At 69.3% G+C, this 13,655-nt stretch carries 9 protein-coding genes; 5 read left to right on the top strand and 4 right to left on the bottom strand.

Features of this window, described 5'->3' with window-relative positions; translation table 11 throughout:
* Positions 1–167 precede the first annotated feature (167 nt).
* Complete coding sequence (locus ACE3QP_RS13375; protein WP_374436787.1) at positions 168–926, bottom strand: hypothetical protein; 759 nt, start codon at positions 924–926, stop codon at positions 168–170.
* A gap of 227 nt (positions 927–1,153) precedes the next feature.
* Complete coding sequence (locus ACE3QP_RS13370) at positions 1,154–2,047, bottom strand: substrate-binding periplasmic protein (RefSeq protein ID WP_374436785.1); 894 nt, start codon at positions 2,045–2,047, stop codon at positions 1,154–1,156.
* Between the two features lie 244 nt (positions 2,048–2,291).
* Between ACE3QP_RS13370 and ACE3QP_RS13365 the strand changes: the two genes are divergently transcribed.
* The gene (locus ACE3QP_RS13365) at positions 2,292–2,624 is read left to right on the top strand and encodes a hypothetical protein (protein ID WP_374436784.1); all 333 of its coding nucleotides are present in this window, start codon (positions 2,292–2,294) and stop codon (positions 2,622–2,624) included.
* 90 nt (positions 2,625–2,714) lie between these two features.
* Here the strand turns inward: ACE3QP_RS13365 and ACE3QP_RS13360 are convergent, their stop codons facing one another.
* Together ACE3QP_RS13360 and ACE3QP_RS13355 are read right to left on the bottom strand one after the other, a co-directional pair.
* Positions 2,715–4,694, bottom strand: a complete 1,980-nt coding sequence (locus ACE3QP_RS13360; RefSeq protein WP_374436782.1) for a PAS domain S-box protein — start codon at positions 4,692–4,694, stop codon at positions 2,715–2,717.
* A 12-nt stretch (positions 4,695–4,706) separates the two neighbouring features.
* On the bottom strand, positions 4,707–5,126 hold the full coding sequence (locus ACE3QP_RS13355) for a globin family protein (protein WP_374436780.1): 420 nt from the start codon (positions 5,124–5,126) through the stop codon (positions 4,707–4,709).
* 211 nt (positions 5,127–5,337) lie between these two features.
* Here ACE3QP_RS13355 and ACE3QP_RS13350 point away from each other — a divergent pair, with 211 nt between their 5' ends.
* The 4 genes from ACE3QP_RS13350 to ACE3QP_RS13335 all read left to right on the top strand — a co-directional run bounded on the left by ACE3QP_RS13350 (position 5,338) and on the right by ACE3QP_RS13335 (position 13,655).
* Complete coding sequence (locus ACE3QP_RS13350) at positions 5,338–7,176, top strand: FAD-dependent oxidoreductase (RefSeq protein ID WP_374436778.1); 1,839 nt, start codon at positions 5,338–5,340, stop codon at positions 7,174–7,176.
* A 310-nt stretch (positions 7,177–7,486) separates the two neighbouring features.
* Positions 7,487–9,316: a 2-oxoacid:acceptor oxidoreductase subunit alpha gene (locus ACE3QP_RS13345; RefSeq protein ID WP_374436776.1), complete on the top strand. Its 1,830-nt coding sequence runs from the start codon at positions 7,487–7,489 to the stop codon at positions 9,314–9,316.
* Entirely contained in the window at positions 9,313–10,368 is a 1,056-nt protein-coding gene (locus ACE3QP_RS13340) for a 2-oxoacid:ferredoxin oxidoreductase subunit beta (protein ID WP_374436775.1), read from the top strand. The genes ACE3QP_RS13345 and ACE3QP_RS13340 overlap by 4 nt, the downstream gene beginning before the upstream one ends.
* Positions 10,369–10,439: 71 nt before the next feature.
* Positions 10,440–13,655, top strand: a complete 3,216-nt coding sequence (locus tag ACE3QP_RS13335; protein WP_374436773.1) for a two-component regulator propeller domain-containing protein — start codon at positions 10,440–10,442, stop codon at positions 13,653–13,655.

The raw sequence follows: 13,655 nt of genomic DNA, 5'->3' as shown, positions 1-13,655 counted from the left end.
TGGTGGCCATTCAGGGTGGGGCAGCGGTCCGACGGCAGAGCAAGAGGCAAGCCCCGAAGTCGGCGCTGTTGCAGCGGCCCTGGGGCCATTGATGCCGGGTCGCCTCCATGCGTGTGCAGGCCGCCACTCACCGTTCCGCGGGAATGATTGCTGCAGGTCGAGCGCTCTCAGAGTGCCTGCAGGTCGACCTTCGACATCGGAATCGCACTCTCCATCACGATGCGTAGCGCCAGCTCCGGCCCCAGCACGTCCTTGGCCATCTCCATCAGGTTCTGGATGGCGCTGGCGTACAGCAGCGGCCACTCCGCGGTGCTGTGGCAGAAGTCCTTCAGTACCGGCAGTAGCACGGGCCACAGGGTCTTCAGATAGCCCGCCGGCAGCTCGCTCGGGCGATGTTCTTCAGGGATGCGTGGCACGCCGAAATCGGTCTCTCCGACCGTCTTGGCCACATGCGCGAACATCTCCTGCACATCGGGCAGCGGCGAGCAGCCCAGGTGCTGGGCCGCCCCGGCCGCCAGGCCCCACACCGAGACCGGCTCCTCCACCAGCAGGCGATTCAGCGCATCGCCAAAGAAGTACCGCTGCCCCTTGGCGGTCTCGACCACCATGAACACCGCCTTTTCGGGCTGGCCGGCAGCGAGAGCGCGGGCGCGCAGATCGGCCTGGCAGGCATAGCCTGCCAGCGCGCCCAGCGCGCTGAGCACGGACTCGACATGCACGCCACGCTCGTTCTTGAAGGCTGACATCAGGCGGTGCAGCACCTCCTTGCCGCCGAGCTTGGCGCCGATGTAGGGGTCGGTCTTGCGCTGGGCCTCAACGGCGCGCAGCAGCGCCTCGGAAGCCGGGTCCCGCGAGGCTTGACGGCGTGTGGACGTGGGCGCGGCAGCGGGTGCCCCGCTGAGTTTCGAAAGCAGCTTCTTGAACATGGTGAGTCTTCTCTTGTTGGGGCCTGCGCGCGGGCGGCAAGTCCTCTCCCTCAAACGGCTACGGCACGGCTCATCGGGTCCTGGGCGGTCGGGGGACATCATCGATGCCGGCCTGGCTCAGACAGACGGGGTGCTCCCCGGATTGGGTGGCCGCGGTGCCAGCCCCAGGGCGGGTGACCCAGGATGTCGGCCGGCCGGCCGCCCGAACCCGACCGCGAGGGCACGGCTCAGCGCGATGTCGGCAGGCGGCGTGGCCACCACCAGCTGGTGTCGGGCTCGACGTAGCCGGGCGGCAGGGCATCGCTGCGCAGCAGCACCACTTCGCGCGGATGCTGGGCCATGAAGCGGATCTCGCGTTCATGGTGGCTGTCGAACAGGGCTTTGAAGCTGCCGTCGGCCAGCGCCGCCTTCAAACCGGCCTCGATGCGTTCGGCCAGCTCCACCCGCCGCGGGTGCACCCAGAAGAAGATGGGGAAGGAGAAGTACAGCGCCTTGGTGGGCTCGATCACCAGATCGGGGAAGCGCGCGCCGAAGCGCTCCAGTTCCATCTCCGCCTCATTCAGGCCGCGCGGAAAGGCATCGAAGCGGCCCGCGGCCAGCATCGCAAACAGGTTGTCATAGCCCTTGGCCGTGACGACCTGGAAGCCGTTGGCCCGCATGATGGGCAGGTCGGCCCAATCCGTGTTCAGCCCCAGGCGCAGCTCCCGCCGCATGGCGCTGGGGTCCATGCGGGCCAGGCGCGCCTGGTTCTGGCGCCGGATCAGCAGCAGGCGCATGCCCACCAGGCCGCGCAGGAGGTCGATGCGCACCGGCCGCAGGTGCTGCTCGCGTTCGGCATTGGTGCCGAAGGCCACGACATCCAGCTGGCCCTGTTCCAGCTCGCGCAGCGCGCGGGCCTGGCTGTAGGCCCCGCCGTCCACCATCTCCAGCCCCGGGGGCAGCCCTTCGAAGCCGCGCGCCAGCGCCAGGTTCAGCAGCCGCCAGCGGTAGTCGTAGATCGGGCCGGCCGGGTAGCAGCGCAGCACCGGGGGCAGCGCCGTATCCTGCCCCCAGGCAGGCACGGCCGCGCCAACGGTCAACGCCAGGCTGTGGCGGCGGGTGAGCGGCAGGGCGCTGGCCATGGGTCAGTGTGGCATGCAGCGCATGCGGCCCTGATCGAAGAGGAGTGAGGGCGGGCGCTCGTAGGGTGCCGCACAGTGGAGCTGCCGAGCGGGCGGCCGACCAGGCAGACTGCAGCGCCGACGAAAAGCCTGAACTTGGCTCCTCGGCTCTCAAATCCAAGTGCCGCGAACCGCAAGTTACGCTCGCATCGTGTTCGGAATGGCTGAGCAAATTGCGCGGAAGGCGCGCAACTTTCAGACTCTTATGGACGAGCCGAAGCCTCACCCCATCCTTCCTGGGCCGCACGAGTACGCCGTCAGCGACTTCAGATTCCACTTGGATCGCGACGATCCGAGCCTGTCCTTCATAGACATGACTTTGGTGAAGGGCTCTGATGCTGTCACTCTGCGCTTCTGGCGGCCAGTGGAACTGAAGATCGAAGCGGGCTTCCCGCGCCCCACCCGAGGCATGGTGTTCTACGACCGCAGCGCCCAGGGCTGGGAAGACATCCAAGTGGAGGTTGCCGACATCGAGGCCAGCCCAGGCGCAATCACCTTCTTTGCCCGGAGCGTGGAGCGCGTCGGCTCATCATCTTGAGCGTTGCGCTCGCTAGGTTCTGTGCGCCGAGGGGTGCCCGCGGAGCAATGGATTGCCGAAGTTGCAGCTGCCAGGTTCCACCTGGGCTCATCACCCCAGCAACTGCTTCAAACACCCCAGCAGATCCGCTTTCGCAAACGGCTTCTCCAGCGCCGGGCAGCCGGTCTGCGAGAGGAAGCCGCGCGCGCCGGGGCTGAGCGTGTCGCCGGTGACGAACAGCATGCGGCGCGCCAGCAGCGGGTGGCGCTCGCCCACCGCGCGCCAGAGGGCGGCGCCGTCCATATCGGGCATGCGCAGGTCGGAGACGATGGCGTCGAAGCGGCCGGCACCCAGCAGCTCCAGCGCCAGCGCACCCGATTCGGCGCTGGCCACTTCGTAGCCGGCGCTCTCCAGGAAGGCGCGGATCAGGGCGGCGATCTCGGGTTCGTCGTCCACCACCAGCACGCGCGCCAGGGCCTCGGGGGCCTCGATGGGCGCCGGGGCTGCGCTGGCCTCGGGCTGCGCCTGGCCGCTGACCGGCAGGCCCATGCGGAAGCAGGCGCCGGGGCCGCGCGGTTCGACGCGCAGGTCGCCGCCATGGTCGCGCACGATGCTGCGCGACACCGCCAGGCCCAGGCCGGTGCCCAGGCCCTCGGGCTTGGTGGTGAAGAAGGGTTCGAAGATGCGCTCGTGCAGGGCCTCGGGGATGCCGCGGCCGTTATCCACCACGCGCAGCCAGACCCAGGGCTCGCGGCCATCGCGGCGCGGCTCCACGCCGGTGGCGATCTGCAGGCGGCGCGGCGGGTCGTTGGCCGCCAGGGCCTGCTGGGCGTTGACGAGCAGGTTCAGGATCACCTGGCCGATCTGGTCGCCATCGGCCAGCACGGTGGGCAGGTCACTGCCCAGCAGCAGGTCCAGCTCGATGCCGTGGCTGCGCAGGTTGTACTGCAGCATCTCGGCGGCGGCGGTGACCAGGTCGTTGATCTGCACCGGCGCGCGCTGCGGGGCGCGGCTGCGGGCCATGTTCAGGAAGGTGCGCACGATGCGGCCGCAGCGCTCGGCGGCCTCGCGGATGCGGTGGGCGTCGCTGGCCAGCGGGTGCTCGGCCATCTTCTCTTCCAGCAAGCTGGCGCGGCCCATCACGATGGCCAGCGGGTTGTTCAGCTCGTGCGCCACGCCAGCCAGCAGGCTGCCCATGGCGGTGAGCTTTTCGCTCTGGCGCAGGGCGTCGCGCTGGCGTTCGATCTGGGCCTGCGCGTTGCGGCGCTCGGTCAGGTCGAACATCGAGGCCGTGTAGAAGCTGGTGTCGCCCACGGCATTGCGCGAGAGCACCATCTCCACCGGGAATTCCGTGCCATCGGCGCGCAGCGCGTCCATCTCCAGGCGCTGGCCCAGCATGCGCGCCGGGCCGCCCTTGGCCACGCGCGCCATGCCGGCGCGGTGGCCGGCGCGGTGGCGCGGCGGGATCACGACGTCTTCCACCAGTTGGCCCAGCACCTCGGTGCGCTGGCGCCCGAACAGGGCCTCGGCCGCGGGGTTGAACTCGACGATGCGACCCTGTGCGTCGGTGGAGATGATGGCGGCCAGGGCCTGGTCGACGATGGACGATTTCAGCGCCTGTGTGGCGTGCAGCTCGTCCAGCCGCGCCTCCAGCTGCTGCTGGTTCTGGCGCAGCTCGGTCCAATCCAGGCTGATGACGATGGTGCCCAGGCGCTGCCCCTGGGCGTCAAAGGCCGGCACCAGGTGCTCACGCATGTAGCGCGGGCCCACGGCATTGAGCTCGATCCAGTCTTCCCAGCACACCGTCTCGCCGCGCGCCAGGCGCTCGCGCACCGGGGCGTAGTTCGCATAGGCCTGCTCGCCGATGACGTGCCGGATCGGGCAGCCCAGGATCACCTCGGGCTGCAGGCCGGTGAAGGCATAGAAGGCCGGGTTGCCGTAGGTCAGGCATTCCTGCGGGTCCAGCACCACCACGCGGGCGGGGATGGCGTCCAGCAGGGCCGGCAGCAGCGCCGGTGCCACGGCCAGCAGGGCGGACAGGTTGCCCTGGCCAAGCGGCAGCGGCGGATCGGGGTGGATGGGTGGGCTCACAGCGCCGGGATGTTAGGCGGGCAAGGCTTCCAATGCACCGGCCTGCATGGTCTGCGCCACCACGCCGTACACCTCCGTCCAGGCCGCGCGCAGCGCCGGGGTGAAGGCGGGGCCCAGCCCGGCCGCCAGCGTGTTCAGCAGGGCCTGGCCCACGGTGGCGTAGTGGCTGGCCTGCACGCCATAGCCCTGGTGGCGCGCGCCCAGCTGTCGCAGCACGGGCAGCAGGCGTTCGGGCCGGTCCAGCAGGGCCACGGCCTGGCCCAGCATGGCCAGCAGGCGCTGGCCCTGGTCGCCCAGGTCCGACTTGAAGAGGCGGCGCAGGTCGGGATCGATCTCGAACAGGCGGGCGTAGAACAGCGTGGCCACTTGCGGGCCCAGGGTCTGGACCTGGGCAAAGCTGGCTTGAACGAGGGCGGGGGTGGATGGGTTCATGACGGGGCTCCTGAGCAATGCCGCCAGTCTCTGGGGCGGCGGTTGCAGGGCCGCTTCCTGGGCCGCCGTCTTGGTTTCCTTTGTTTCAGCCTCCGGGTAAACGCAAGGGCGGGCGGCGAAATCGCCAGACCTAGACTGGGGTCAAAGACGAAGGCTGGGTTTCCCGTTGCAATCCCCCTCTTTTGCGACCCAGCCGCCAGGAGACGACCGCGTGCTGCCCACCAACGTCAGCGATCCGAACTACTTTCACCAAGTCGTCGATTGCCAATGGGCCTGCCCGGCCCACACCCCCGTACCCGAGTACATCCGCCTGATCGCCCAGGGCCGTTTCGACGAGGCCTACATGGTGAACTGGGTGAGCAATGTGTTCCCGGGCATCCTCGGTCGCACCTGCGACCGCCCCTGCGAACCCGCCTGCCGGCGCGGCCGCGTGGAGGAGGAAAACCTCGCCAAGCCCGAGCCAGTGGCCATCTGCCGCCTCAAGCGCGTGGCCGCCGACCTGAAGGGCGACGAGGTGCGCGCGCTGATGCCCGCGCCCCTGCCCAAAACCGCCCGCAACGGTAAGCGCGTGGCGTGCGTGGGCGCCGGTCCGGCTTCGCTGACGGTGGCGCGCGACCTCGCTACCCAGGGCTATGCCGTCACCGTGTTCGACGGCGAGGCCAAGGGCGGCGGCTTCATGCGCAGCCAGGTGCCGCGCTTCCGCCTGCCGGAAGAAGTCATCGACGAGGAAGTCGGCCACATCCTGAACCTGGGCGTGGAGCTGAAGGCCGGCCAGCGCATCGATTCGATGAAGCAGCTGCTGACACAGGGCTATGACGCCGTGTTCGTGGGCTGCGGCGCACCGCGAGGGCGCGACCTGAACCTGCCCGGGCGCTGGGAGGCCGCGGCCGGCCAGATTCATATCGGCATCGACTGGCTGGCCTCGGTGAGCTTTGGCCACATCGAGAAAGTCGGCAAGAAGGTGCTGGTGCTGGGCGGTGGCAACACCGCCATGGACTGCTGCCGCTCGGCGCGCCGTCTGGGCGCCGACAGCGTGCAGGTGCTGGTGCGTTCCACCTACGAGGACATGAAGGCCAGCCCGTGGGAAAAGGAAGACGCCGAGCACGAGGGCATTCCCATCCTGCCCTGTCATTCGCCCAAAGCCTTCCTGATCGAGAACGGCCGGCTGGTGGGCATGCGCTTCGAGATCGTGCAATCGGTGTACGAGAACGGTGGTCGCCGGCTCGTGCCCAGCGGCCAGCCCGATGTGGACCTGCCCTGCGACGAAGTGCTGATTGCGGTGGGCCAGGAGAACGCCTTCCCCTGGATCGAGCGCGATGCCGGCATCGAGTTTGATAAGTGGGGCCTGCCGGTGCTGGATGCGGTGACGCACCAGAGCTCGCTGCCCCAGGTCTTCTTCGGTGGCGACGCCGCCTTCGGCCCCAAGAACATCATCACCGCCGTGGCCCATGGGCATGAGGCGGCGGTCAGCATCGACCGCCTGCTGCACGGCGAGGACGTGACCCGCCGCCCGCCCCCGCATGTGAACCTGATGTCCCAGAAGATGGGCATCCACCAGTGGAGCTACGACAACGCCCCCACCAACGATTCCCGCCACAAGGTGCCTTGGGCGGCGGCCGAAGCCGCGCTGAAATCGATCAAGGTCGAGGTGGAGCTGGGCTTCGACGTCAAGACAGCGTTCAAGGAAGCGCAGCGCTGCCTGAATTGCGACGTGCAGACCGTGTTCACGGCCAAGCAGTGCATCGAGTGCGACGCCTGCGTGGACATCTGCCCGACCGACTGCATCAGCTTCACGGCCAACGCCGATTCGGTGGACCAGCTGGAGCTGCGCGTGCCGCGCCTGCATGTGGAGCAGCCGCTGATGGTGAGCGAGTCCTTGAAGACTGGCCGCGTGATGGTCAAGGACGAGGACGTGTGCCTGCACTGCGGCCTGTGCGCCGAACGCTGTCCCACCGGCGCCTGGGACATGCAGAAGTTCCTGCTGATGACGACCAAGGCGGGGGCGGCTTGTCGGGATGCGCCGGCGCGGGGGAAGGTGTGTGCATCGTGAATCCCAGGGGCAATACCGCCGCGAGCCCTCTTTGGGGCTTCCTTCATCGCAGAAAGCCCGTGATGGTTTGCGGTGGTCTAGTCGGCCGGTACTCCGGCCAGCTTAGCGGGCAGGTTTTCGCAGTCCCAGGAGGGCTGTGGGAGCCATGTGAGCTAGCCGTGCAATCGCGCGCCGCCCTAGGCGGCGTGCGTGCATTCAAGCGCCTTTCTTTGCCCCGCGCTTCTTTGGCGCAGCAAAGAAATGCGGGTTGGGGTTCGGGGGTGAAGCCCCTGAGGGCTCTCGCGCAAGACACAAAAGCATCGAGACACGCATGAACCGCATCGAATCCACCAACGACTTCGTCATCAAGTTCGCCAACGTCAACGGCTCCGGCTCGGCCTCGGCCAACGAATTGTTCGCCCGCGCCATCCTGCGCATGGGCGTGCCGGTGGCGCCGCGCAACATCTTCCCCAGCAACATCCAGGGCCTGCCCACCTGGTACGAGCTACGCGTCAGCGAAGACGGTTGGCTGGGAAGGCGAGGGGGCATCGACCTGATGGTGGCGATGAACCCGCAGACCTGGGCGCAGGACGTCAAAGAGATCGAGCCCGGCGGCTATCTGTTCTACGACAGCACCAAGGAAGTCGATTGCGGCCGCAAGGACATCACGGTGATCGGCATGCCCGCCACCGCGATCTGCAATGGCACCTACGAGGATGCGCGCCAGCGCACCCTGTTCAAGAACATCCTGGTGCTTGGGGCGCTGGCCGAACTGATGAGCGTGCAGCTCTCGGTCATCGAGCAGCTGTTTGCCGAGCAGTACAAGGGCAAGGAAAAGCTGCTCGAAGGCAATGTGCGCGCCCTGCATGCTGGCGCGAGCTTCGCGCGCGAGCACCTGGGCCAGCACCAGGTCGGGCTGAAGGTGAAGCGTGCCGACAAGGTCGGCCAGCGCATCTTCGTGGACGGCAACAGCGCCAGCGCGCTGGGCATGGTGTACGGCGGCGCCACCGTCTGCGCCTGGTACCCCATCACGCCCAGCAGCTCGGTGGCCGAAAGCTTCCAGAGCTACTGCAAGAAGTTCCGCACCACGGCCGAGGGCGAATCCAACTACGCCATCGTGCAGGCCGAGGACGAGATCGCCTCGGTCGGCATGATCCTGGGCGCGGGCTGGAACGGCGCGCGCGCCTTTACGGCGACCTCGGGCCCGGGCGTGAGCCTGATGACCGAGTTTCTCGGCTTCGGCTACTTCGCCGAGGTGCCCTTCACCATCGTCAACGTGCAGCGCGGCGGCCCCAGCACCGGCATGCCCACGCGCACCCAGCAGGCCGACCTGCTGGCCTGCGCCTACGCCAGCCATGGCGATACCAAGCACGTGATGCTCTTCCCCGAGGACCCGCACGAGTGCTTTGAGTTCAGCGCCACCGCGCTGGACCTGGCCGATCGCCTGCAGACCCCGGTGTTCGTGATGAGCGACCTGGACATCGGCATGAACCAGCGCCTGTCCGAACCCTTCCACTGGGATGACGCCCGCCGCTACGACCGCGGCAAGGTGCTCAGTGCCGCCGACCTCGAAGCCGGCAAGGAATTCGCCCGCTACAAGGACCTGGACGGCGACTCGATCCCCTACCGCACGCTGCCGGGTACGCACCCCAAGTTGGGCAGCTACTTCACGCGCGGCAGCACGCATAACGCCCAGGCCGTGTACAGCGAGGCCGGCAGCGATTACATGTACATCGCCGACCGCCTGCAGCGCAAGTTCCAGACCGCCGCCATGATCGCCCCGCAGCCGGCGGTGCGCGCCGCAGAAAAACCAACCCGTCTGGGCGTCATCTACTTCGGCAGCACCAGCGGTGCGATGGACGAGGCCCTGGCGCACTTGAGCGCCAATGACATCCACCTGGACGCCATGCGCATCCGCGCCTTCCCCTTCCCGCAGGCGGTGAAGGACTTCATCCTGGCGCATGACGCGGTCTTCGTCGTCGAGCAAAACCGCGACGGCCAGCTGCGCACCCTGCTGGTGAATGAGCTGGAGATCGACCCGGCGCGCCTGCGCAAGCTGCTGCACTTCGATGGCACCCCGATCACCGCGCGCTTCATCGCCGCGGCCATCACCAAGCAAGTCCATGAACTGGCCGTGTCGCCGAAAGAGGTGAAGGCATGACCTACATCGCCAAACCCACGCTGCACCACCCCACGCTGACCAAGAACAAGGTCGGCTACACGCGGCGCGATTACGAGGGCCGCATCTCCACGCTCTGCGCCGGCTGCGGGCACGACAGCATCAGCGCCGCCATCATCCAGGCCTGCTGGGAGCTGGATATTGCCCCGCACCGCGTCGCCAAGCTGTCGGGCATCGGCTGTTCATCCAAGACGCCCGACTACTTCCTCTCCGCCAGCCATGGCCTGAACAGCGTGCACGGGCGCATGCCTTCATGTCTCACCGGCGCCTCGCTGGCCAACCGCGAGCTGCTGTACCTGGGCGTCAGCGGCGATGGCGACTCGGCCTCCATCGGCCTCGGTCAGTTCGCCCACGCCATGCGCCGTGGCGTGCCGATGGTCTACATCGTCGAAAACAACGGCGTCTACGGCCTCACCAAGGGCCAGTTCTCGCCCACGGCCGACAAGGGCAGCCAGAGCAAGAAGGGCGCGACCAATATCGACTCCGCGGTCGATCTGGTCAGCCTGGCACTGCAGCTCGGCGCCACCTACGTGGCGCGCGGCTTCAGCGGCGACAAGGCGCAGCTGGTGCCGCTGATCGAGGGCGCGCTGCGCCATGGCGGCGCGGCCTTCATTGATGTGATCAGCCCCTGCGTGGCCTTCAACAACCACACCGGCAGCACGCGCAGCTACGACCATGTGCGCGAGCACAACGCCGCGCTGAACCGCATCGACTTCATCGACCTGGCCGCCGAGCAGAAGGCCGAGCCGGCGCCGGGCGAGGTGATGGAGCTGACGCAGGCCGACGGCTCGCTGCTGCGCTTGCGCAAGCTGCGCGAGGAGCACGACCCGACCAGCCGCCTGGCCGCTATGACCACCATCCAGACCCTGCAGCAGGAGGGCGAGCTGCCCACCGGCCTGCTGTTCGTGGACCCGGCGGCGCGAAATCTCCACCAGCAGATGAAGCTGCCGGCCGGCGCGCTGAACCGCCTGGGCGAGACCGAGCTCTGCCCAGGCGCGGCGCAGCTGGAGCGCATCAACCAGGCCTTGCGCTGAGGCTCAAGCGCGACAAAGCTGTGCCCTAGCGCACAGCGGCTGCAGGGCGCTTGCGATAGGCTAGTTGCCCAATGTTGCAAGCGCTCACCAGCCGGCCCTGGGGCCGGCTCCGACAAGGCGTGGCCGGACTGCTGGCAGCGTGGCTGCTGGCCGCTGGGGCTGCGCCGCGGCCCGAGCTGGCCGAACCGCGCTTCGAGAGCATCGGCGATGCCGCGGCGGTGTCGGACGGCGTGGTCTCCACGCTCGCCGTCGATCCGCGCGGCTTCCTGTGGGTCGGCACGGCCATCGGCCTGGTGCGTTTCGATGGCTACGAGTTCCTGCAGCTGCGCCTGCCCTCGGACAGCAAGCGGCCGAACGCCACCAGCTTCGTGCGCACCCTGCTGCCGGCGCGCGACGGCACGCTCTGGGTCGGCACCGACAGCGACGGCCTCGGCCAGCTCAACCCCGACAGTGGCGAGTGGCGCTTCTTCCGCCCCGACGCGACGAACCCCGAAGGTTTCGCGCGCGGCACCGTGCGCGCCCTGATCGAGGACCCGGAGGGGCGCATCTGGGCCGGCACCGTGGGCGGCGGGCTGCAGCAGGTCGACCCCGCCACGGGCAAGGTCACGCACTTCGGCCCGGCCCAGGGCCTGCCGGACGATCGGGTGCAATCGCTGGCCCTGGACAACCAAGGCACGCTCTGGGTAGGCACCTGGAACGGCCTGGCGCTGCGCGCGCGCGGCCAGGCGCGTTTCGAGCCCGCCGCCCTGCCGCTGGCGGGCGAGGATGGCGCGCTGGGCGGCCGCATCATCTCGGTGCTGCGCTTTGACAGCGCCGGCGTGCTCTGGGTCGGCACCCAGCGCGGTGAGCTGCTGCGTGTCAATCTGCGCAGTGGCGCCGCCACCTGGGTGGACCGCGGGGACAGTGGGGGCGGCGCCGTGCAAGCCCTGGTGGAGATGGACCGCGACGAGCTCTGGGTCGGTCGCGGCCATGCGCTGGAGATCCGCCGCCGCAGCGACGGACAACTGCTGCGCCTGATGCGCCACCGCGCCAGCCGGCCCTGGGGCCCGGCCGGTTCGGACATCCGCGCGATGACGCGCGACGCCAGCGGCGTCCTTTGGATGGGCAGCTATGGCGGTGGCCTGCAGCGCCACGCCGCCGAGACGCCGGCGCTGTGGGTGCGGCGCGGCGAATTGGACGAGGACAGCGTGCTCGGCGTGGTGGACGTGCGCAGCCTGATCGAGTTGCCCAACGGCGAGATCTGGGCCGGCACCAATGACCGTGGGGTGGCCGTACTCGACCCCGAGCTGCGCCTCCAGGCCAGCTTCCGCCCCGGTCAGCAGGGCTACCCCAGCGGCCGCGTGGGCGGCATCGCGCGCTCGCAGGACGGCCAGGTCTGGGCCGGGGCGGGCGACAAGGTCAGCCAGTTCGACCCGCAGGCGCGCCGCTTCCTGGGCACCCATGCCCTGGGCCGCGGCACCGTGCGCGTGATGCTGGGGCCGCGCGATGGCAGCGTGCTGGCAGGCACGTCGGACGGCCTGTTCCGCAAGGCCGCCGGCGCCGCGCGCTTCGAACGCCTCGCGCTGGCCGACGGGCAGGCGCTGAAGGCCGACATCAATGCCCTGATCGAGGACGGCGAGGGGCGGGTCTGGGTGGGCGGGGAGCGCGGGCTGTTCAGCCTGGCGCCGGGCGCCAGCGTGCTGGAGCCCGCGCCGCTGGCACCGGGCGAGAGCCTGGGCGACGACGCCGTGCTGGGCCTGCTGGTTGATGCCCGCCAGCAGCTCTGGCTGGACAGCTCCGCCGGGCTGCGCCGCCTGGTACGCAGCCCGCAGGGCCTGCGCATCGAGCTGGTGAGCGAGCGCATCGGCCAGGGCGGCAAGTCCTTCGGGGCCAATCTGATGCAGGACAACCGCGGCCGCATCTGGACGCACCGCGGCGTCTTTGACCCGGAGACCGGCCAGTTCGACGAACTCACCAGCGCCGATGGCGTGGACGTGGGTACCGCCTGGTTTCGCTCCTACGCGCCGCTGCGCGACGGCCGCATGCTGTTCGGCGGCAGCCGCGGCCTGCTGGTGCTGGACCCGCACCGTTTCGTGCCCTGGCGCTACCAGCCGCCGGTGGTGGCCACCGAGCTGCGCATCAATGGCCAGGCCGAGCCGCTCAGCCGGCTGCAGCCGCAACTGCGCCTGATGCCGGGGGAGCGCAACTTCAACCTCGAAGTGGCGGCGCTGGACCTCAGCCTGCCCGGCCGCAACCGTTACCGCCACCGGCTCGAAGGCTTCGATGCTGACTGGATCGTTTCCGACGCCAACGAGCGCCAGCTCAACTACGGCGGCCTGGCACCGGGCCACTACCGCCTGCTGGTGCAGGGCAGCAACCGAAACGGCCACTGGAGCCCCAAGCTGCTGGAGCTGGAGATCGAGGTGGTGCCGGCCTGGTGGCAGACCTGGTGGGCGCGCGTGCTGGGCGTGGTGGGCGTGCTGACGGTGCTGTATGCCGCCGTGCAACTGCGCACCGGGCTGCTGCGCCGCCGTCAGGGCGAGCTGGAGGCTCGCGTGGCCGAGCGCACGCTGGCGCTGGAGACGCTCTCCGAAGCCCTGAAGGAAAAGACCGAGGCGCTGGAGCAGTCGGCCCTGACCGACCCGCTGACCGGGCTGCGCAACCGCCGCTTTGTCACCGAGCGCCTGGACGATGACCTGCACCTCGTGCTGCGGCAGCACGAAGAGGCCCTGCGCCAGGGCCAGCCGCCGCCTTCGGATTCCGATCTGTGCTTCTTCCTGCTGGACCTGGACCACTTCAAGCAGGTCAACGACCAGCACGGCCATGCCGCAGGCGATGCGCTGCTGATGCAGATGCGCGAGCGCCTGCACGAAGTCTTCCGCGAGAGCGACTATCTGGTGCGTTGGGGCGGCGAGGAGTTCCTGGTGGTAGCGCGTGGCAGCTCACGCGCCAGCGCGCCCGATCTGGCCGAGCGCGCGCGCCGCGCCGTGGTGGAGCGCCCCTTCATGCTGCCGCAGGGCCGCACCCTGGTGCGCAGCTGCTCGATCGGCTTCGCCTGCTTCCCGCTGCTGCCTTCCGAGCCGCGGGCCACCGGCTGGGCCCTGGTGGTGGACCTGGCCGACGCGGCGCTGTACTGCGCCAAGCGCGAGGGCCGCAACCGCTGGGTGGGGGTGCTGGATGCCGACCCCGCCACCCTGGTGCGCCTGCACGCCGGCCTGCCCGAGCGCGGCCGGCTGCCCGAGGGGCTGCAGGTCTTGCGCGGCCCGGCGGGCGCGGCCGGCCCGGCGCCGGGTGCGCCGCAGGCCTGA

The sequence above is a fragment of the Inhella sp. genome (assembly GCF_041912635.1).
Classification (GTDB): domain Bacteria; phylum Pseudomonadota; class Gammaproteobacteria; order Burkholderiales; family Burkholderiaceae_C; genus Inhella.
This window is presented reverse-complemented; position numbering and strand designations above follow the sequence as displayed.

Coding starts and splice junctions, on each gene's coding strand:
- ACE3QP_RS13375 (WP_374436787.1), bottom strand. CDS start 926: ATGTTCAAGAAGCTGCTTTCGAAACTCAGCGGGGCACCCGCTGCCGCG.
- ACE3QP_RS13370 (WP_374436785.1), bottom strand. CDS start 2,047: ATGGCCAGCGCCCTGCCGCTCACCCGCCGCCACAGCCTGGCGTTGACC.
- ACE3QP_RS13365 (WP_374436784.1), top strand. CDS start 2,292: ATGGACGAGCCGAAGCCTCACCCCATCCTTCCTGGGCCGCACGAGTAC.
- ACE3QP_RS13355 (WP_374436780.1), bottom strand. CDS start 5,126: ATGAACCCATCCACCCCCGCCCTCGTTCAAGCCAGCTTTGCCCAGGTC.
- ACE3QP_RS13345 (WP_374436776.1), top strand. CDS start 7,487: ATGAACCGCATCGAATCCACCAACGACTTCGTCATCAAGTTCGCCAAC.
- ACE3QP_RS13340 (WP_374436775.1), top strand. CDS start 9,313: ATGACCTACATCGCCAAACCCACGCTGCACCACCCCACGCTGACCAAG.
- ACE3QP_RS13335 (WP_374436773.1), top strand. CDS start 10,440: ATGTTGCAAGCGCTCACCAGCCGGCCCTGGGGCCGGCTCCGACAAGGC.